The sequence below is a fragment of the Massilia sp. TSP1-1-2 genome (assembly GCF_049896185.1).
GTDB lineage: Bacteria > Pseudomonadota > Gammaproteobacteria > Burkholderiales > Burkholderiaceae_D > Telluria_A.
The window spans coordinates 1-20,855 of record NZ_JAFCTU010000041.1 but is presented as its reverse complement, the minus strand read 5'-3'; the positions used below and the strand labels follow the sequence as shown (position 1 = coordinate 20,855).

The window sequence follows — 20,855 nt, the reverse complement described above, 5'->3', positions numbered from 1 at the left end:
GATTGAGCCAGATCAGAAATGAACATCACCCAGCTTCTAAGCTAGACCATGGCTGGCCCCTTGCTGGCGCTTGACTACGGAACAAGGAGATTGCAATGCGAAAACTCATCATGGCGGGCCTGGGCGCCCTGTTGCTGGCCGGGTGCACCACGCCGCAGCAAAGGGCGGCCAACATGCAGGCCGAAATGAACGAGATGATGGTGGTGTATGGGCCTGCCTGCGCGCAGCTGGGCTACCCCGCTAACTCGGACCAATGGCGCAATTGCGTTTTGCAGCTGAGTACAAAAGAGGAAATTGAGCGCACTGGCTATCCCAGCTACTCGGCTGCTTACGGCCGGGGCCACTGGGGCCTGAGCGGGCGCTGGGGTTCGTACTGGTAGTCGTACCGGTAGTCGTGCCGGCAGTCGTGCTTGCAGTCGTGCTTGCAGTCGCACTGGTAGTCGTACTGGCAGTCGTACTGGCAGTCGTACTATTGGTGTTAAGGTCAGGCAAGCCGGCCCAGGCGCGTGCAAAAGCGCCCTTGGTCACGGCTTGGCGCGACACCAGCAAGCGCTCGATCAGGCGCTGGGCGTGCGCCACCAGCGCCGGGTGATACGCGTCGCGCGGGTGCAGCGCCAGCCGCACCAGCGGCGCCTTGCGCTGGGTGCGTTCGGCCAGGCTGACGAGCGGGGGCGACAGCGCCCTTCCCGCGCGATTGCGTGCGGCATACACCAGCGCCGGGGCGAGCAGCTTGCGCGCGGGGTGCAGCACATGGAAATGCGTGTAGGTGGTGGTGTAAGTGAACCGGTACTCGGCCACTGCCGCCCACGCCTGCTCGCCCAGCAGCCAGGCCGGCGCCACGAACCCGTCCACCGGCCAGCCGCGCTGCGCGAACCACGCCAGCCCCAGCTCGATGCGGCGGCGCGCGTCGGCGCTGTCGATGTCGGCGAACTCTCCCTCGCGCTCCGTATACACGGTGCGCAACAGGCGCCGCGGCAAGCGCCCGCTCAGCGGCGCGTCGTCGCGATGCGTATAGCCATGCAGCGCCAGCTCATGCCCCTGCGCCAGCAATGCTTCAAGCATCAGCTCATACGAGCGCGAGCGCAGCGCGCTGGCGTGATAATTGGGCACCACCAGCCATGTCAGGGGAATGTCGGCCACCTCGCGCACCGCGCGCAGCAAGTGCAGGCATTCGGCCCAGGTGGATGGCGCTACGTCGTGGATCGACACGCACAGCGCGCCGTTTTCACTGTCATTCAGGAACACAGAACCCCTCCGTTTGAAGATCAGCCCGCTCGCGCGAGGCCAGCAAGCCGGCGTAGCGGCTCATAAGCTGCGGCATGATGGCATTCCAGTCGTAATGGTCATGCGCCCTGGCGGCGGCCGCGAGCGACAATTGTTCCAGGTCGCACTGATAAATCGCCTCGATGCCCGCGCACAGCCCCGCCACGCTGTTGGGCGGCACCAGGATGCCGGTGTGCTCGTCGACCAGCTCGGCAATGCCGCCACTGGTGGTGGCGACCACCGGCAAACCGCAGGCCATGGCCTCAAGGACGATCAGGCCGAACGTTTCGCAGTCGCCCGGATGCACCATGACATCGCAGCTTGCCAGCAGGCGCGCCAGCGAGCGCTGGTCGCGCTTGAACGGAATGAAGCTCGTTTGCGGATAGTGCGGCAAGGTAATGCAGCCGCCGCCCACCAGCAGCAGGTGATACGGCCGTCCCAGTTTGCGCACCGCATCGATCAACAGGCCGAGTTTTTTCTCGTGCGTGAAGCGGCCCGCGTAGACCAGCAGGCGGGCGTCGGGCGCCAGGCGCAAGTGCTGGCGCAGTGTGCCCACGCGCCGGCGCGGCGAAAACGTGCCCACGTCAATGCCCAGCGGCTGGTGAATGGCGCCCGCCACGCCCATGCTGCCGAGCTGCTGCACCATCAGCCGGCTGGGCGCGAGCACCATGTCGAACTGGCTGTAGAGTTCAATGAGATAGCGCCGCGCCACACCCATGCCGGCCCGCCCGAAGCGGCGGTACATCAGTTGGTGCAGGTCGGAATGGTAATACGCGACGGCGGGCACCCCGAGCCGGCGCTTGGCGCGCAGCGCCGCCCAGGCGCCCGGCCCGGCGTCGCCCGCCTCGATCAGGTCCGGCTGCAGGCGCGCGATGATGCGCGCCGTGCCGCCCACCGACAGCGGCCAGCGGTAGCCGTGCATGCCCGGCAGGCGCAGGCCCGGCACACCCACTAGCGCCGGCGCTTGTCCGACGCTGGCAACGTTGGGGCTGAGAATGCTGTGCCGCACGCGGTCGCGCTGCGCCAGCCAGCGTCCTTTAGCGTTCAGGTAGGTGCTCACGCCGCCCCCTTCGGCGGCATAGAACATGGTGATGTCGACCAGGTGCATCCGTATGGCTCCCGCGCCCGCGTGGCGCCGTGGCGCCGTGGCGCCGATAAGTGAGCCAACGATACCAGCCGAGTCCTGGCCGCGTTTGCGCACACGCAAACGGCGCGGGGCCACTTACAGCACGCCGTCCTTGCGCATGGCCGCAATATCGGCATTGGAATAACCGAGCTCGCGCAGCACGCCATCGGTATGCTCGCCCAGCGCCGGGCCCAGCCAACGCGTACCGCCCGGCGTGGCCGACAGCTTGGGCGACACCGCCGGCATCTTGACCGGCGTGCCGTCGGCAAACTGGTGCTGCTCGAACATGCCGCGCGCCAGGTATTGCGGGTCGCTCATCATGTCGCGTACTGAATAGATTTTGCCTGCCGGTACATCGGCCGCCTGCAGGGTGGCCAGAGCACTATCGATGGTGTGCGTGGCGCACCATTGCCCGATGGCTGCATCGATCTCGGCGCTGCGCGGCACCCGGCCATCGTTGCGCGCCAGCTGGGGGTCGCCCGCCAGGTCGATGCGGCCCATCGCCAGCATCAGGCGCTTGAAGATGGCGTCGCCATTGCCGGCGATGACGATGTTTTCACCGTCGCCCGTGGTGTAGGTATTCGATGGCACGATGCCCGGCAGCGCGCCGCCGGTGCGTTCGCGCACCACGCCGGCCACGTCGAACTCGGGCACCAGCGACTCCATCAGGTTGAACACCGATTCGTACAAGGCCACGTCCACCATCTGGCCTTCGCCTGCCGCGCGCCCGCCGGTCGCGTCGCGGTGGCGCAGCGCAACCAGCGCGCCGATCACGCCGTGCAGCGCCGCCACCGAGTCGCCGATCGACACGCCCACCCGCACCGGCGGACGGTCCGGATGGCCCGACACGTAGCGCAGACCACCCATCGATTCGCCGATCGCGCCAAAGCCCGGCTGGTCTTTCATCGGTCCGGTCTGGCCAAAGCCGGACAGGCGCACCATGATGACTGCGGGGTTCTCGCGTTTGAGCTGCTCGTAGCCGATGCCCCATTTTTCGAGCACGCCGGGACGGTAATTTTCAACGATGATGTCCGCCTCAAGCGCCAGCTGCCTGGCGATCGCGCGGCCGCGTTCATCCTTGAGGTTGAGCGTGATGCTCTTCTTGTTGCGCGACTGGACCGACCACCACAGCGACGTGCCATCCTTCAGGATGCGCCACTGGCGGATCGGGTCGCCCCCATCGGGCGCTTCGACCTTGATCACGTCGGCGCCAAATTCGCCCAGCATGCGCGCGCAAAACGGGCCGGCGATCAGCGTGCCCAGTTCCAGCACCTTGATGCCCGCCAGCGCGCCCGGGCGCAGCGTGGACGTCATCAGGTGGCGCGCCGGTCGAGCATGGCGCGCGCGATGGTGCCCGCGTCCACGTATTCAAGTTCGCCGCCCACCGGCACCCCGCGCGCCAGGCGGCTCACTTTCAGTCCGCGCGCCTTGAGCATTTCGCTGATGTAGTGCGCCGTTGCTTCGCCTTCGTTGGTGAAGTTGGTGGCCAACACCACCTCGCTTACCACGCCGTCGGCGGCGCGCTCGATCAGCTTGTCGAGATGGATATCCTTCGGGCCGATGCCGTCCAGCGGCGACAAGCGCCCCATCAGCACAAAGTAGCGGCCCTTGTAGGTCAGGGTCTGCTCGATCATCAGCTGGTCGGCCGGCGTTTCGACGACGCACAGCAAGGCCGTGTCGCGCGCGTCGTCGCTGCACATGTCGCAGATGTCGGTTTCAGCAAACGTATTGCACAAGGCGCAGTGGTGCACCGAGTCGACCGCCTGGTACAGCGCGCGCGAGAGCATGGCTGCACCCTCGCGGTCGTGCTGCAGCAAATGAAACGCCATGCGCTGCGCCGACTTGGGGCCCACGCCCGGAAGCCGGCGCAACGCTTCGGTCAGGAAGTCGAGCGACTTGGACATCGATCGTCTTTAAAAAGGCATCTTGAAGCCAGGCGGCAGCTGCATGCCGGCCGACAGACCACCCATTTTTTCAGCCGATACCGCTTCGGCCTTGCGCACCGCGTCGTTGAAGGCGGCGGCCACCAGGTCTTCGAGCATGTCCTTGTCGTCGGCCAGCAGCGACGGATCGATCGTCACGCGCTTGACGTCGTTCTTGCACGTCATGACCACCTTGACCATGCCGGCGCCGGACTGGCCTTCGACTTCAACCAGCGCCAGCGCTTCCTGGGCCTTCTTCATGTTGTCCTGCATGGATTGCGCTTGTTTCATCAAGCCTGCGAGCTGGTTCTTCATCATGATAGTTCTCCGGGATGGTTAATAAGGGAATAAATAGTCAGGGTGCGGGAGCGCCGGGCGCGGGACGCACCGAGCCGGGCACGATGAACGCGCCAAGGTCGCGCATCACATCCTTGACGAAGTCATCGTTCATGACCGTCTCTTCGGCCACGCGCTGGCACTCGGCGCGCAGCGAAATCGCTTCGGCGCTGGCGGTGTACCAGACCGGCCCGATGTCGATTTCGACCTGCACCTTGGTGCCGGCAAAATGGTCCTGCAATGCGGCCTGCAGTTTTTCGGTGTTGCCGCTGGCGCGCAGCGTATCGATCGGCACGCGCAAGCGGAACGTGGTCACCAGATCGTCCACCGTGCACGACGCCAGCTCGGTCTGGAACGCCAGCTGCTGCGACACGCCGCGCAGCGGCAGCAGTGCGGCCAGTGCCGGCCAGTTGCCGTCCCACGCAAGCTCGGGGACCGGCGTGATCACGTATGGGGGCCGCGCGCGGGCCGCTGCGCGTGGCGCGGCTGGCGCCGCCGGCGCTGCGGGCGGCATGTCCTGCGCCACGGCGCTGTCATCGGAAAAATCGGTTGCCCATGATGGCGGCTCGTTTTGGGCGTCGTCGTTTTGGGCATCGTTCGGCCCGTCATCCTGGAATTGTACAGGCGAACGTTGTTCCGGTGCGCTCTGCACGGGCGCGGCCGCCTCCCACGGCGGCGGGGCTTTTGCAGCCGGCGCAGAGGGAGTTTCCGGCACCGGCACCGGCGGCGCGGTCAATGCCGCGGCGGCATCGGCCTGGTTGGTCTGTGCGGTGGAACGGCGCGGCGCGGCATGCCGACCGCCGCTGGCCGCGCGCGCAGCTTCGAGCGCGGCGTTGATGGCGGCGCGCGCCGGGCTGGACGCGGGGGCGCCGGGCGCCGCCGGCGCAGCTTGCTGCACGCTCGCCGCCTGATGTACGCTCGCCGCCTGATGTACGCTCGCCGCCTGATGTACGCTCGCCGCCTGATGCACGCTCGCCGCCTGATGTACGCTCGCCGCCTGATGCACAGGCGCAGGCGGCGGTGGCGCCGGACGCGGTGGTGGCGGCGACGGCGACGGCAAGACGGCCGCATGGCTGGCGACAGCCGCAGCGGCGGCGCGTGCCGGCGGTGGCGCGGCAGGACGCGCCGGCGCAACGGGGCGCGCCGCTGCCGGACCGGAGGCCACGCCTTCGGCGCCCCCATTACCCGGGCGGAAAGCGAGCATGCGCAGCAGCGTCATTGTAAAGCCCGCGTATTCGTCGGGCGCCAGGCCAATCTCGTTACGGCCATGAACGACGATCTGGTAATACAGCTGCACTTCTTGCGCATCGAACGCGGCGGCCAGGCGATGGATGTCGGCCAGCTCGGGCAAGTCTTGCGGAACCGCCGTCGGCACGCTTTGCGCGAGCGCGATCCGGTGCAGCAGCGTGCCCAGGTCTTGCAGCGCGCCGTTGTACGACAGGCTGCGGCTGGCCATTTCGTCGGCCACCGCCATCAGGTCGGCGCCGTCCTGGTTGACCAGCGCGTCGAGCAGGCGGATCAGGTAGGACTGGTCGAGCGCGCCGAGCATGCCCTGCACCGCGTCGAGCGTGACTTGCCCGGCGGCGTAGGCGATGGCCTGGTCGGTCAGCGACAGCGCGTCGCGCATCGACCCATGCGCGCCTTGCGCCAGCAGCCGCAGCGCCGGCTGCTCGAAGCTGATGCCTTCCTGGCCGAGGATGTTGTCGAGGTGGCTGATGATGTGCCCGGGCGGCATCTGCTTCAGGTTGAACTGGAGGCAGCGCGAGAGCACGGTCACGGGAATTTTTTGCGGGTCGGTCGTGGCCAGGATGAACTTGACGTGCTCGGGCGGCTCTTCGAGCGTCTTGAGCATCGAGTTGAAGGCGTGGTTGGTCAGCATGTGCACTTCGTCGATCATGTAGACCTTGAAGCGCGCGTTCGACGGCGCGTACACGGCCTGTTCGAGCAGCTGGGCCATTTCATCGACGCCGCGGTTCGATGCCGCGTCCATCTCTATATAGTCGACAAAGCGGCCGGCGTCGATCGCGGTGCACGCTTCGCACACGCCGCACGGGTTGGCGGTGATGCCGCCGCTGCCGTCCGGGCCGATGCAGTTGAGCGACTTGGCCAAAATGCGCGAGAGCGTCGTCTTGCCCACGCCGCGCGTGCCCGTAAACAGGTAGGCGTGGTGCAGGCGACCCGTTTGCAAGGCGTGCGTGAGCGCGCGCACGACGTGTTCCTGGCCGACGAGCGTGTCGAAATTCTTGGGACGGTATTTGCGGGCGAGGACTTGATAGGACATGCGTGGATTTTACCGTATGTGACGCACCGGACGGGGCGAAAAGAGCCATTGTAACAAGCTATGCCGAAGCGGGGAAACGGGTTGGGGTAATGCGGATGCGGCCGCCGGAAGCGACGCGGGAATGACAAGGACTGATAGATCGAAAGAGGCGAGCCTGATCTGCGGCACTTATGGTTAACGGCCGTGGCTGCTTCGTTCCCGACCTGACCAGGTTAGCCATGCCACAATGCGCAGGGGCCCGCCAGCCGTGATTATAACCGACCGTGGCGGTTTGTGGGGAACACTGCGCAGCGGGTGTCGATGGGCTCGACGCTACGTTAACCTGAGCAGTGAGCCCGCATATGTTTTAAAGCCCCAACTCCTGCCAGATCTGATCGACCTTGCTTTTCACCTCAGGCGTCATCGCAATGGTCGTCCCCCACTCCCTCGTCGTCTCCCCCGGCCACTTGTTAGTCGCATCAATCCCCATCTTGCTCCCCAGGCCGCTGACCGGCGACGCAAAATCGAGGTAATCGATCGGCGTGTTATCGACCAGCAGCGTATCGCGCATCGGATCGACCCTGGTGGTGATCGCCCAGATCACCTCTTTCCAGTCGCGGATATTAACGTCTTCGTCGACCACGACAATAAACTTCGTGTACATAAACTGCCGCAAGAAACTCCACACGCCGAACATCACCCGCTTGGCATGGCCGGCGTACTGTTTTTTCATCTGCACCACGGCCATCCGGTAACTGCACCCTTCCGGCGGCAAATAAAAATCCGTGATCTCGCTGAACTGCTTTTGCAGCAGTGGAATGAAAACCTCGTTCAGCGCCACTCCAAGCACCGCCGGCTCGTCCGGCGGCTTGCCTGTATAAGTAGAGTGATAAATCGGATCGCGCCGCATGGTGATGCGGTCGATCGTGAACACCGGAAAACTGTCCTGCTCATTGTAATAACCCGTATGGTCGCCAAACGGGCCTTCCAGCGCGTGCTCATAGCCGGTCGGATGATTTGGATCGGCATAGATGTGCCCTTCCAGCACGATCTCGGCCGATGCCGGCACCCGCAGTTCGCTGCCGATGGCTTTGGTCAGCACCGTGCGGCTGCCGCGCAGCAAACCGGCGAACTGGTATTCCGACAAGCTGTCCGGCACCGGCGTCACCGCGCCCAAAATGGTGGCCGGATCGGCGCCCAGCGCCACGCACACGGGATACGGCTGCCCCTTGGTCGCAATCCCATGCTCCCTGAAGTCGAGCGCACCGCCGCGGTGCGCCAGCCAGCGCATGATGACCTTGTTTGGCCCCAGTACCTGCTGGCGGTAAATGCCCAGATTCTGGCGCTTTTTGTGGGGACCCTTGGTAATCACCAGCCCCCAGGTAATCAGGGGCGCCACGTCGCCCGGCCAGCAATGCTGGATCGGCAGGCGCGACAAATCGACGTCATTGCCTTCCCACACGATTTCCTGGCAGGGCGCGCCACGCGTTTCCTTGGGCGACATGTCCCACACCGCCTTGACCAGCGAACCGAGTCCCATCAAATCCTTGAACCCTTTGGGCGGCTCCGGCTCCTTCAAGCGCGCCAGTACGTGCCCGATCTTGCGCAGTTCACCCACATCGTCCGCCCCCATCCCCAGCGCCACGCGGCGTGGTGTTCCGAACAGGTTTCCCAGCACCGGGATCGTGTGTCCGGTCGGTTTTTCGAACAGAATAGCCGGCCCGCCGGCGCGCAAAGTGCGGTCGCAGACCTCCGTCATCTCCAAATAGGGTGAAACTGGCAAGGAAATCCGCTTCAACTCGCCCATTTCTTGCAGCTGAGTAACAAAATCTCGCAAATCTGAATATTTCATCGGTTTATTTATGTTTTTTTCTGGGACACATGGTTGTTGAAATAGCCATGCCAAGTGATTGATTTAACAGGGCTTTGCTGCGTTGCACCAAAATAAGTCAGATCTAAAAGTAATAAAGATCAATCGTGTTAGTATTGACTTGATATATGCGACCTCCTACAATTCGCCCTAGTTGATGAGACAGCGCGGTCCAAGGACTTGATTTTAGCTGTTCTCAACCTTTCACGGGGTCGGGGCCCCAACGACATTTAATGGAGTGTTTTCAATAGGCGTCAGCCTAGTCCCCGAAAACAGTTGTTTTGCCACTGGTCCAATACCACAGGGAACGACCAGCTGTAGCAAGCAATGACGGCGTTTCGTTGACCGCAGCAGCGGCGACAAACGATATTTCTGATGCACGGCAATAGAAAGCCCGCTGCGCTTACCCGCGGTAATGGGACAACTTTTGTCGCGACAAAGGGGAATTCGATGATACATCGTTTCAACGGGGCGACAGCTAAGTTTGCCCAGACAATGGCCGCCCGGCCAGTGACGTGGACTTCCGTCGCCAAAACGGCACGTGGTTTTGCGACCACCATGCAACACACCTTGACCGTCGTTGGTCTTTCCGCCCTGGCGGTGGTTGGCGTCCTGTATGCCCGCCCCGATATGGCGCACCAGATGTCGCAGTTCCTGGCGCCTGCGCAAGTGCTGATTGCCCAAGCAGACGCACCAGACGCACCAGAAGCAGCGTCCGGCATCATGCAAGCCGAAACCACCGTACCCGCCGAAGCAACAGCCGGCGCACGGGCAGAGGCCGGCGTGCAGGCTGCACCGGCCAACAGCAAGCAGCAGAAAATGGTCACCAGCTGGCTGTCGAAGCGCTATCGGGTTGCCGGCGACGCCACCAACATGCTGGTATCGACGGCTTACACGACCGCTAACGAAGTGAAAATCGACCCACTGCTGATCCTTGCGGTGATGGCCATCGAGTCTGGTCTGAATCCCTTTGCGGAAAGCCCGGTCGGCGCGCAAGGCTTAATGCAAGTCATGTCCAAGATCCACCACGCCCGGTTCCAGAAGATGGGCGGCATCCAGACTGCCCTCAATCCGGTTGCCAATATCCGTGTTGGCGCCCAGATCCTGAAGGAATATGTCAGCCGCGGTGGTTCCGTTGAAGCCGGCCTCAAGACTTACGTCGGCGCCGCAGCGTTCGACACCGACCAGGGCTACGGCTCCAAGGTGCTGGCCGAATACAAGCGCCTGAAGCTGGTTGCCGGCGGCAAGCAAGTACCGACCTTCACCGCGCCTTCGATTGCTGCCCCTGCAGCGGTCGTGGCCGACAAGGCAGCCCCCGCAGTAACGCCAAAAGCGGAAAACGCCCCTGCCGTCATCGAAGGCGAACAGCTCGCGGTACTGCAGTAAGCAAAACCCAGTCGCAAAAGCATCAAGGCCGTTTTGCACGCATCGTGCAAACCGGCCTTTTTATTTGCTCAACTATTTCCGCCACCTCCCCCGGGGGAGATTGTGCTTGGCGGGCGTGTTGTGGTGGCGAAGGGCAAAAAAAAGCCGCGCGGCTTGGGGCGGGCGGCTCCTTTATAGTTAGCTGGCGAATCGGTCAACGACGCGTGTCGCCCGCCACTTCATCAGCGCGCAGGATCGGCGCGAGCTTGTCGAGCACGCCGTTCACATACTTGTGCCCGTCAATGCCGCCGAACGATTTGGTCAGCTCGACCGCTTCGTTGATCACCACCCGGTAGGGAATATCGAGGTTGTTCTTCAACTCGTAGGCGCCAATCAGCAGCACCGCGTGCTCGATTGGCGAGAGCTCGGCCACGGTGCGGTCGATCAGTGGCGCAAACGCTTCGCGCAGCGCCACCGAACTTTTGATCGCGCCGTACAGCAGCACCGCAAAATGGTCGGCGTCGGCTTTTTCAAACCCGTGCGCGGCGCGAATATTGTTGACGACCGTGGTCGCGTCTTCGTTGTTGAGCAGCCATTGGTACAAGCCCTGCAAGGCAAACTCGCGCGCGCGGTGGCGCGGCGTGCGGTTCTTGCTCGGGTTGGCGTGCAAACTTTTATCTGTCATGGTACGTGCCTGTTCTTCTGTAATACGGGGACTTAGTCTTCTTCAGCTTGCAGTTCTTCGAGCGCGATCAGCAGGTTGGCCATTTCCACAGCCACACGCGCTGCGTCGGCGCCCTTCTCTGCCATGCGCACTTCAGCCTGCTCGTCGTTCTCGGTGGTCAAGACTGCGTTGGCGATCGCCATGCCGTAGTCCAGGCCCACGCGCGTGATGCCGGCGCCCGACTCGTTCGAGACCAGCTCAAAATGGTAGGTCTCGCCGCGAATCACCGCGCCGAGCGCAATCAAGGCGTCAAACTGCTCGGTCTCGCACATTTTTTGCAGCGCCAGCGGAATTTCCAGCGCGCCCGGCACGGTCACGTGCAACACGTCTTCGTCCGACACGCCAAGGTGCTTGAGCTCGGCCAGGCACGACGACAGCAGGCCGTGCCCGACGTCGGCGTTAAAGCGCGCCTGCACGATGCCAATGCGCAGGCCGGCGCCTGTCAGGTTGCTTTCATAGGTTCCAACGGTCATGGCGTCTCTCTTTTGTATGGGTTACGGGTAGTGTACTTCAGGCGGCCGGCTTGGCCAGGTATCCGGTGACCTCGAGGTCGAAACCGGTCATCGATGGCATCTTGCGCGGGCTGGCCAGCAATTGCATCTTGCCAACGCCCAGGTCCTTCAGGATTTGCGCGCCAATGCCGTAGGTGCGCAGGTCCATGCTGGCCGCGCGCGCCTGGGGCCGGGTTTCCGGCGCGTCGAGCGCTGAAAACTGGGCAAACATCTGGTCGGCCGATTCGCCGCAATTGAGCAGCACCAACACGCCGCGCTCGGACTCCTTGATCGCCTGCATCGCCGACGCCATGGTCCACGAATGGGTGGTGGCCTTGTTTTCCAGCAGGTCCAGGATCGACACCGGCTGGTGCACGCGCACCAGCGACTCCAGGTTGGGCGCGAGTTCGCCATGCACCATGGCAAGGTGGGCCGAGCCGCTCGGCTTGTCGCGGAAGGCAATCAGGCGAAATTCGCCGAACACGGTACTCATCGGACGCTCGGCCACGCGTTCCACCAGGCACTCGTGCTCGCTGCGGTAGTGGATCAGGTCGGCAATAGTACCGATCTTCAATTTATGTTCGGCCGCAAATTCGAGCAAGTCCGGCAGGCGCGCCATGCTGCCGTCATCCTTCATGATCTCGCAAATGACCGAGGCCGGCGTCAAACCGGCCATCTCGGTCAGGTCGCAACCGGCTTCGGTGTGCCCGGCACGCATCAGCACGCCACCGCGCTGGGCCTTGAGCGGGAATATATGGCCAGGCTGGACGATGTCGCTGGCCGTGGCGTTCTTGGCCACCGCTACCTGGATGGTCTTGGCCCGGTCGGCCGCCGAAATGCCGGTGGTCACGCCTTCGGCCGCTTCGATCGAGACAGTAAAATTGGTGCCGAACGAGGTGCCATTGCTGGTCGTCATCATCGGCAGCTTGAGCAGCTTGCAGCGCTCTTCGGTCAGCGTCAGGCACACCAGGCCGCGCGCGAATTTCACCATGAAATTGATCGCTTCGGGCGTGACGAAATCGGCCGCCAGCACCAGGTCGCCTTCGTTTTCGCGGTCTTCCTCGTCAACAAGGATGACCATGCGCCCGGCGCGCAGTTCGGCAACAATTTCTTGGGTGCTAGAGATAGACATGCGGTATTTCCTTCGGTACGGGCTGCATTTGCGCAATCCGCTATTTTAAAGGATTTACCAGAGTTCAACTGAGCTAAGATACAGAGGATGCCGCGACGCCGCTTCAGCAACTGCCTGAATGAAAAATTCGTTGCATCAGGACAACGATATTGTCATACAGTAGGAAAATTGTGAACTTTTTCGAATTCCAATGCAACATAGTGATTGCCTGCTTTATGATCGGGTGACGACGTCGCCGCGGTATCCGCCGTGCGCGCTTCCTGGAGTGCCTAATGCTTGTTGCCTTGCCCGCCCTGACCCGCCGTCCCCGCCCCGCGAATCCCTGTCCCGCACGCGCGGAGCACGCCTGATGTCCGACGACCTGTCCGGCTTCCAGACCATCCTGTGCGGGCTGACCCCGCTCGGGCTGGAGGCGGCCGCGCACAGCCCCATCAGCTATGCGCTGGGCGCGGCCGAGCACGACATCGGCGCGCTGCTGGTGGCCCAGACGGTGGCACCGGCGCTGGCCGGCGCCATCCGCGCCCTGGTGGCCGAGCGCATGGCCGGCCTGCGCGACATTGCCGCGCGCCTGGCCACGGTGGAAGACCTGGGCCTGCGTTTGATCGGCGAGCGCGATTCCGAGCAAATGATCGCCCGGTTCCTGGAATCGGCCACCCGCATCATGAAAGCCGACCACCTGGCCGTCTGCCTGCTCGACGCCAAGTCGCACCAGACGTGCCACTTGAGCGCGCACGGCTTCGACCCGGAAATCCTGGCCCCGCACGCGAACACCCGCGAGCGCTTGCCCGGCTCGCTCCTGAACGCGGCCAACGCCGTGCTCATGCACAGCCTGGATGCGACCGGCATCAAGGGCTTGCCCGACAAGCACCCGCCGGCCGGCACCTTCCTCGGCCTGCCGGTGCTCGAACACAACCGCCTGCACGGCTGGCTCTACTTTACGCGCGCGCCGCTCGCCGCCCCGTTCGACAGCGAGGACGAGCGCTTCGCCGCAACGCTGGCCGCGCAGCTCGCCGTCGCCTACGAAAACCTGACGCTGTACCAGTCGGTGCAGCGCCACGCGGCGCAACTGCAGCTCGAAGCGGCCGCGCGCCAACAGTCCGACCTGGCGCTGCGCGAAAGCGAACAGCGGCTGCGCCTGGCCGCGCGGATTTTCGAAAGTACCCAGGAAAGCATCATGATGACGGACGCGAACGCCGACATCATCGCCGTCAACGCCGCTTTTGAACTGAGTACCGGCTACACGGAACAGGAAGTCAAGGGACGCAATCCGCGCCTGTTGATGTCGGGCCGCCACGACAGCGCCTTTTACCGCGCCATCTGGAGCGCGCTGCAAAACCACGGCCAATGGCGCGGCGAGATCTGGAACAAGCGCAAGAACGGCGAAATCTACCCCGTGCGGATCGCCATCGACACCGTGCGCGGCGACGATGGCCAGATCAGCGCCTACGTCTCGGTCTCGAGCGACGTCAGCGCGCTCAAGGAAGCGCACCACCAGGTCGACTTCTTGTCGAACCATAATCCACTCACGCTGCTGCCCAACCGTGCGGTGCTCATCGAGCGCCTGCGCACCTCGATTGCCGCCGCGCGCGACGGCGAACGTCAGATCGCGCTGCTGCTGTTTAACCTGGACCGCCTGCAGCGCATCAACGACAGCCTGGGCCACGAAACGGGCGACTCCATGCTGCGCGAAGTGGCGCGCCGCGCCGGCGTCCTGGCCGGCCCGCACGACGTGCTGGCCCACTTGGGCGGCGACGAATTCGTGCTGCTGCTGACCCAGTGCCTCGATTCGGACGACATCGTCGAACACGCCGGCGCCCTGATCGAAGCGGTGGCCCGGCCTTTCGACGTGGGCGGGCACGACCTGATCGTCACCACCAGCGTAGGCATCAGCATCTATCCACGCGACGGCGCCAACCCGAGCGAACTGTTGAAAGCGGCCGACGTGGCGCTGTCGCACATGAAGGACACGGGCCGCAACGGCTTTCGCTTCTTCAAGGGCGAAATGAACGCGCAGGCGCTGCGCTGGATGTCGCTCGAGACGCATTTGCGGCGCGCCATCGAGCGCGGCGAACTGTCGCTCAACTACCAGCCGCAGGTCTCTATGGCCGATGGCAAGATCTGCAGCATGGAAGCGCTGCTGCGCTGGCGCAGTCCCGAGCTGGGCCAGGTCGCCCCGAACGACTTTATCGCGCTGGCCGAAGACACCGGCATGATCCTGCCGATCGGGAACTGGGTGATCCGCCAGGCCTGCATCCAGAACAAGGCCTGGCAAGACGCAGGCTTGACGCGCCTGCGCGTGGCGGTCAATGTCTCGGCCCACCAGTTCATGGTTGGCACGGTGCCGCAGGTGGTGCGCGAAGCGCTGCGCGAAAGCGGCCTGGAAGCGCGCTACCTGGAAGTGGAGCTGACCGAAAGCGTGATGATGCACGACACCGAAGCGACCGCCGCGCAGCTCACCGAGCTGACCGAGATGGGCGTGTCGATTTCGCTGGACGACTTCGGCACCGGCTATTCCTCGCTCGGCTACCTGTCGCGCTTCATGCTCGACAAGCTCAAGATCGACCAGACTTTTGTCCGCAACATCACGACCGAACCGCGCAGCGCGGCCATCGCCCAGGCCACCATCGCGCTGGCGCACGGCCTGTCGCTGGTGGTGATTGCCGAAGGCGTCGAGACCGAAGGCCAGCTTGCCTTCCTGAAGGCGATCGGCTGCGACGAAGTGCAAGGCTACCTGTTCAGCCGCCCGGTCCCGGCCGACGAAATGGGGCGCCTGATGAGCGGCGCAACGCCGCTGTTGCGCCTTCCCGCAGCATAAAGCAAGACAGGAGTAGAATTCGGCTCTCCTCTTTTGACCAGACCACGCCGATGTCCAAGCACTTTGCCCGCTCCGCAGTCTCCGCCATTTTGCTGTTTAGCTGCGTCTTGGGCGTACAGGCCGCGGTCAACCTGGGCGAGGCGTTGCCGGTGTCGACGCAGGTGGTGGTCGGCAAGCTCCCCAACGGCCTGACCTACTACCTGCGCAAGAACGGCAAGCCGCAAAACAAGCTCGAACTGCGCCTGGTCGTCAAGGCCGGTTCGATCCTGGAAGACGACGACCAGCAAGGCATGGCCCACATGGTCGAGCACATGGCATTTAACGGCACCGCCAACTTCAAAAAGCACGAGCTGGTGTCCTACCTCGAATCGATCGGGGTGCGCTTTGGCGCCGACCTGAATGCCTACACCAGCTTCGACGAAACGGTCTACATCCTGCCGATACCGACCGCCAAGCCGGGCAACGTCAACCAGGGCTTTCGCGTGCTGCGCGACTGGGCGCAAGGCGTGACGATGAACGGCAGCGACATTGACCAGGAGCGTTCGGTGGTGCTGGAAGAACTGCGCCTTGGGAAAGGCGCGCGCGACCGCATGGACAAAGTTTTGATGCCCAAGATTTTCAATGGCTCGCGCTATGCGCAGCGCCTGCCGATCGGTCAGGAAGCGATCATCACCAAAGGCTCGCACGAGGCGCTGCGGCGCTTCTACAAGGATTGGTACCGGCCGGACCTGATGGCCGTGGTGGTGGTGGGCGACCTCGATACGCGCGAAGCGGAACGGCTCGTCAAGCTGCATTTCGGGAGCTTGAAAAATCCCGTACCCGAGCGCGCGCGACTTGAAGCGGAAATTTCGCCGCGCGGCGCGACCGAAGCGGTCGTCATCACCGACAAGGAAGCGAGCGGCAACTCGCTGCTGGTGCGCTACCCGGTGCGCCCCGCCAAGGAGAGCGCCACCATCGGCGGCTACCGCGACGACCTGGTGCAGTCGCTGTTTACCACCATGCTCAATGAGCGGCTGGGCGAACTGACGCAACTGGCCGACGCCCCTTTCATGAGCGCCGGCAGCGCCGTCAGTCGCCTGACGGCGCGCTACGAAGCCTACAGTGCCTCGGCCACGCTGGGCGCGGGCGGCGCCGCGCCGGCCATCGGCGCGCTGGTGCAGGAAAATGCGCGCGCCTGCAAATTCGGTTTCAGCGCCGCGGAACTGGAGCGCGCAAAAAAGAACATCTTGCGCAGCTACGAGCGCGCCTACAACGAGCGCGAGAAGACCGACTCGGCCGCCCTGGTGGGTGAATACATCCGCAATTTCCTGAACCAGGAAAGCATCCCGGGGCTGGATAACGAAGTGAAGTACGCGCGCGAACTGATCCCCGGCATTTCGCTTGACGAGATCAACCGCTATGCGCGCGAGGCGGTTCCCCTGGATGCGCCCAAGCTGGTGGTGTACATGGGTGCGGCCGGCAGCGGCAGCCTTGCCACGCCCACCAGCGAACAGCTGCTGGCCTCCTTCAGCGCCGCCGAACAGGTCGCGCTCAAGCCGCGCGACGAGCGGGCCTACGCCACCAGCCTGATGGCGGCCAAGCCGGCGCCGGGCAGCATCGTCAGTGAAACGCAGGACAAGCGGCTTGGCCTGACCACGCTCACGCTGTCGAACGGCGTCAAAGTCATTGTGAAGCCTACCGATTTTCGCAACGACCAGGTGGTACTGTCGGCCACCCGGTTTGGCGGCGAATCGCTATTTGGCGAACCCGATGTGCTCAACGCGCGCTATGCGAGCACGATCGCCGCGAGCATGGGCGCGGGCGCTCATACGCCGCTGGAGCTGTCCAATATCCTGGCCGGCAAGAGCGCAAACGCGAGCGCCTCGCTTGGCAGCTACACCGACAGTGTGCGCGGCGCGAGCGGCGGCAACGATGTCGAGACCATGCTGCAGCTGGTGTACCTGAAATTTGGCCCGGTGCGGCGCGACCCGGCGCTGTTTGCCTCGCTGATGGGCAAGCAGCTCGAGTCGGCGCGCAACGCCATGGCCCAGCCCGAGGCAGTGTTCGAAGACACGCTGGCCGCCACGCTCTACAACAACCACCCCCGCGTGCCGCGCGTGCCGCGCCCCGAGGACTTCGCCAGGATCGACCTTGACCGCGCGCTGGCCATTTACCAGCAGCGCTTTGCCAGCGCGCGCGACATGACGTTCGTGATCGTCGGCAGTGTCGACATCGCCCAACTGCGCCCCTTGATCGCAACCTACCTCGCCAGCCTGCCAACGAGCCCGATTGTCGCGCTCTATCGCGACATGGGGATTGAACCGGTGCGCGGCGTGCTCAAAAAGGAAGTGCGGGTCGGCAGCGAAGCGAAAAGCACGGTGTCGATCAATTTCACCGGAGCGGCACAGTATTCGGAAGAAGAGCAGATGCGCCTGTCGGCCCTGCTCGAAGTGATGAACATCCGGATCATCGAAGTGCTGCGCGAGAAAATGGCACTCATTTATGGTGGCGGCATGAGCGGCGCGATCGGCAAGGTGCCCAAGCCGCACTACCGCATCGCGGTCAACCTGCCCACGGGGCCGGACAAGGTCGAGAAAGTCATCGCTGCCGCGTTTGCTGAAATCGAGCGCATGAAAACCCAGGGACCGTCGACCTCGGACTTGAACAAGGTCAAGCAAGGCTGGCTGCAGGATCACCGCAAGGCGCTGCGCGAAAACGGCTACTGGCTGGGACGGCTGCAAACGTCACTGCTGCAAGGGAGCGACCCGGCCACGCTGCTGGCCTACGAAGCGCAGGTCCAGGCGCTCACGCCGGAAGACCTGAAACAGGCGGCGCGGCGCTACTTCAATCTGCAGAACTACGTGCAGCTGGTGCAGTACCCTGAAAAGAAGTGATACGGCTTTTAAAGCAATGGCGCCCGGAATGAATCATGTTCGGGCGCCCGGTGTGCTTATTTTGTGGCCTCCTTCGCGACCGGCTCTGAATAGTAGCCCGCCATGTCGTTCACGCCCGTGACGCGGTCCACGTCTTTTTCGGTGATGGCTGCCACGGCGTCGTCGACGGCAGGCACTTTTTTCTGCTTGTCGCGGTCGGAGCCGATAAACACGCCATCCCAGCCGTAGACTTCATTCCACTCGCACGTGGGGCAATTGCCACCGTTGAACATATTGGTGACGATATATTGGCCACCGCTCTTGGTCTTTACGCAGGTCATCTCGGCGACTTTTTCGTCGATGATGTCGGGCGCGGCGCCGTCGCCCTTGACTGGCGCGTAATTGCGCGTGCTCAGCACTTTGCCCGAGACCGTCTCGGAAATGACCAGGCTTTGTTTGGTGCAGTGGAGCAGTTGCGGGCCGGCCAGGTCCAGGCAGCTCGCTTCAAGCACGACCTTGCGCTCGCCGCATTCCATGGTGGCTGCTTTCGGAATCGGCTTGAGCTTCTTGCCCGGCGCGGTTTTCTCGGCAATGGCGACGGCCGCAGCCGCCGTTGGGATGGCGGGCCCGGCCGCTGCGGCCTTGTCAGCCGCTGCCTGCACAGCCGCCGGCGCGGAGGCGTTGATCGTCTTGTCGGAACAAGCTTGCAGCAGGGACAGCACCAACAGACTGGCGGTCAAACAGATCGTATTTTTATTCATGAGGTCGCTAAAAAACGGGCGTGCTGAATTGCAACCCGATTGAATTGTTATCTTACTATCAATTCTATCAAAAGCCGCGCACAGTGCGCCACCACAAGCAACTACCTCTGCGCCAGCGTCCCCGTGCGCGACAGCACCCGCTCGACATAGCGCACGATTATGTTGAATCGCATCACAACCCTTATAGGCGCTGGCGGTACTTTGAATTACGGCCCAAATTCAAACGGTAAAACATTGACTCGGAACGTTGTATTAAAGGCAAGCTTGAACTATGATTAATTTTCCCAGGTAGGGATTGGCAATCACCGATCCTTCACGTCAACACTAATCATTTAAGGAAATCATGAGCGACCTTATCTGCCCACACTGCCGTGGGAACGTTCCCCATGGAGCAACGGTTTGCCGAGGCTGCCACGCAGAAATCGAGTATGGGCCACCGCCAATGGCTTATCTGGTCGTGGCCGTTGTTTGCGCATTTCTCGGGTATCAAGTGGGAAGATGGCTTCCAGACAGTGTGGAATTTATTGCCTGGATCGTCGGCGTGGGAGGGTTTATCGCAGGGAGCTACGGAGTCAGCCGGGTGTTTGCAGACCGAGTAATATTCAAACGGGTCTATCGCACCAAGTAATCCATCCCTGCCGCCGCGAACGTAGGGCTGGCATAGGCGGCCCGTGTCATTCTGGTGGGCCAACATCTTCGTCTTTGCGCGGGTACCGGACAGATGCGCCTAACCACGGAGGGAGGCACCCCAGCGTCTTGCATGTTGGCTCGCGCAGCTTGGCGCTCCCCGGACTGTCCTTACTGCGCTGCCGGTGCTACCGTGACTTCGAGATGGTCTTCTTCCTTGCGTCGATCGACAGGGCCTTCCACAGGTTGACCGAACTTCGGGTACCCGCCGACGCTTCCGCCCAGCCATCACAGACCTTGCCGAAGTGGTTACCCACGCCTTGCCCGCGATTTGCCAAACCGCTGTTCATCGGTTACTCGGCCGATTTTCCAGGGCATTCGGCACTTTAATGCCTCAGCGAACGGCATTTCACGCCAGCGTGGCCGACGCATTTGTCAGGTAGACCTGTAAGGCGGGCAGCATTTCCTCGTGTAGCTGCGCGAGCCGGGCATCCTTTTCGTCGTCTTCAATCGCATACTGATCCGGGCCGATTTGGTACGGATCGCCGAGCAGATTTGCCATGTCGATTTGAAAGTAACTGCAGCCTCCATACGGGTATTTCCCGTCGATGTACGGCATCGGCCAGATTGTATCCATCTCTAGCACAGCATCTATGTTGTCAGCGTCGACGGCAGTCCAGGCCGCGCCTTTTAGCAGGGTTACATGTTCGGGACGCAATGTGAACCTGCCGTCGCTTGCAACACCGCGCCATTCGGCCATCTCGCTCGGCACTGGATAGCTTCCAGGCGCAAGTTTGGCACAGAGCTCCATGTAGGATGGAAGAATACGACCGGCTTCGGCAATGGTTTGCGCCGCAAGGTATCTGTCGGTCGTACCGAGGAGTTCAAGCGCACGCTCGATCACATTGACGTCCTGGCCAAACGGAAATCCGCAATCGATCCCGGGACCACCATTTTCGATTGGTACCCAGGTTGCCCGAAAGGCGCGAATCAGTTTGACGTGGTCGCCGGTGATAGCGGGATCGTCCTTGGCGGTAAAAACCGCGCGTATTGCATCAGCGTATTCCATCCTATGAGTCCCGTAAAAGTTGATTGCAATGGTCTACCTGCCTGTGGCTGCGTGGCAGGCGGCGCACATTCCCAAGCAATTGTTTGCCGGTTAAAGAGAGCGCTGTCTGACCACTAATGGGGTGCGCTGCGCTGGAGCATCATTGCTCTTACTCTTTGATTTTTAGTGACTATTCAGCCTGAGCGCACAGTGTAGAAAGTTGTTGTAAACAAATCTTAGATAACGCATCATGGGGCATGCCA

Annotated in this window: 15 protein-coding genes and 1 other RNA gene; 3 read left to right on the top strand and 13 right to left on the bottom strand. The window is 62.9% G+C overall.

Translation table 11 applies throughout. From position 1 onward, the window contains the following. Positions 1-240 precede the first annotated feature (240 nt). The 8 genes from ACP7BV_RS23880 to ubiD form a co-directional block, all read right to left on the bottom strand. Entirely contained in the window at positions 241-1,245 is a 1,005-nt protein-coding gene (locus ACP7BV_RS23880) for a DUF2334 domain-containing protein (protein ID WP_426107334.1), read from the bottom strand. Continuing rightward, positions 1,232-2,371: a glycosyltransferase gene (locus tag ACP7BV_RS23875; protein WP_426107332.1), complete on the bottom strand. Its 1,140-nt coding sequence runs from the start codon at positions 2,369-2,371 to the stop codon at positions 1,232-1,234. Before ACP7BV_RS23875 ends, ACP7BV_RS23880 begins: the two co-directional genes overlap by 14 nt. A gap of 114 nt (positions 2,372-2,485) precedes the next feature. After that, positions 2,486-3,703, bottom strand: coding sequence for a CaiB/BaiF CoA transferase family protein (locus tag ACP7BV_RS23870; protein ID WP_426107330.1), 1,218 nt, complete (start codon positions 3,701-3,703; stop codon positions 2,486-2,488). Continuing rightward, positions 3,703-4,293, bottom strand: coding sequence for a recombination mediator RecR (recR, locus tag ACP7BV_RS23865; RefSeq protein ID WP_426107329.1), 591 nt, complete (start codon positions 4,291-4,293; stop codon positions 3,703-3,705). Before recR ends, ACP7BV_RS23870 begins: the two co-directional genes overlap by 1 nt. Positions 4,294-4,302: 9 nt before the next feature. Beyond that, the gene (locus ACP7BV_RS23860) at positions 4,303-4,629 is read right to left on the bottom strand and encodes a YbaB/EbfC family nucleoid-associated protein (protein ID WP_426107328.1); all 327 of its coding nucleotides are present in this window, start codon (positions 4,627-4,629) and stop codon (positions 4,303-4,305) included. Positions 4,630-4,666: 37 nt separating this feature from the next. Further along, positions 4,667-6,928 (bottom strand): DNA polymerase III subunit gamma/tau, encoded by a 2,262-nt coding sequence (locus ACP7BV_RS23855; RefSeq protein WP_426107326.1) that lies wholly within the window; start codon positions 6,926-6,928, stop codon positions 4,667-4,669. A gap of 144 nt (positions 6,929-7,072) precedes the next feature. Further along, positions 7,073-7,171, bottom strand: an RNA gene (gene ffs / locus ACP7BV_RS23850) — signal recognition particle sRNA small type. Between the two features lie 103 nt (positions 7,172-7,274). After that, complete coding sequence (gene ubiD / locus ACP7BV_RS23845) at positions 7,275-8,759, bottom strand: 4-hydroxy-3-polyprenylbenzoate decarboxylase (RefSeq protein WP_426107325.1); 1,485 nt, start codon at positions 8,757-8,759, stop codon at positions 7,275-7,277. 576 nt (positions 8,760-9,335) lie between these two features. Between ubiD and ACP7BV_RS23840 the strand changes: the two genes are divergently transcribed. Further along, positions 9,336-10,163 (top strand): transglycosylase SLT domain-containing protein, encoded by an 828-nt coding sequence (locus tag ACP7BV_RS23840; protein ID WP_426107323.1) that lies wholly within the window; start codon positions 9,336-9,338, stop codon positions 10,161-10,163. 193 nt (positions 10,164-10,356) lie between these two features. Here ACP7BV_RS23840 and nusB read toward each other — a convergent pair whose 3' ends face one another. Genes nusB through ribBA form a run of 3 tightly spaced genes read right to left on the bottom strand, consistent with a single transcriptional unit; the run spans position 10,357 to position 12,489 of the window. Next, a complete protein-coding gene (gene nusB, locus ACP7BV_RS23835; protein ID WP_426107321.1) occupies positions 10,357-10,827 on the bottom strand; it encodes a transcription antitermination factor NusB in 471 nt (156 codons plus the stop codon). A gap of 32 nt (positions 10,828-10,859) precedes the next feature. Continuing rightward, positions 10,860-11,339, bottom strand: a complete 480-nt coding sequence (gene ribH, locus ACP7BV_RS23830) for a 6,7-dimethyl-8-ribityllumazine synthase (RefSeq protein WP_426107319.1) — start codon at positions 11,337-11,339, stop codon at positions 10,860-10,862. A gap of 37 nt (positions 11,340-11,376) precedes the next feature. Beyond that, positions 11,377-12,489 carry a bifunctional 3,4-dihydroxy-2-butanone-4-phosphate synthase/GTP cyclohydrolase II gene (gene ribBA / locus ACP7BV_RS23825; protein WP_426107317.1) on the bottom strand — a complete coding sequence of 371 codons (1,113 nt, stop codon included), beginning with the start codon at positions 12,487-12,489 and terminating at the stop codon, positions 11,377-11,379. A 349-nt stretch (positions 12,490-12,838) separates the two neighbouring features. Between ribBA and ACP7BV_RS23820 the strand changes: the two genes are divergently transcribed. Beyond that, the gene (locus ACP7BV_RS23820; RefSeq protein WP_426107316.1) at positions 12,839-15,304 is read left to right on the top strand and encodes a bifunctional diguanylate cyclase/phosphodiesterase; all 2,466 of its coding nucleotides are present in this window, start codon (positions 12,839-12,841) and stop codon (positions 15,302-15,304) included. A gap of 50 nt (positions 15,305-15,354) precedes the next feature. Beyond that, the gene (locus ACP7BV_RS23815; RefSeq protein WP_426107315.1) at positions 15,355-18,177 is read left to right on the top strand and encodes a M16 family metallopeptidase; all 2,823 of its coding nucleotides are present in this window, start codon (positions 15,355-15,357) and stop codon (positions 18,175-18,177) included. Between the two features lie 56 nt (positions 18,178-18,233). On the opposite strand, the gene ACP7BV_RS23810 is transcribed toward ACP7BV_RS23815, so the two are convergent. Then, on the bottom strand, positions 18,234-18,917 hold the full coding sequence (locus ACP7BV_RS23810; RefSeq protein WP_426107314.1) for a hypothetical protein: 684 nt from the start codon (positions 18,915-18,917) through the stop codon (positions 18,234-18,236). A 1,036-nt stretch (positions 18,918-19,953) separates the two neighbouring features. Next, positions 19,954-20,613: a hypothetical protein gene (locus tag ACP7BV_RS23805; protein ID WP_426107313.1), complete on the bottom strand. Its 660-nt coding sequence runs from the start codon at positions 20,611-20,613 to the stop codon at positions 19,954-19,956. Positions 20,614-20,855: the final 242 nt, after the last annotated feature.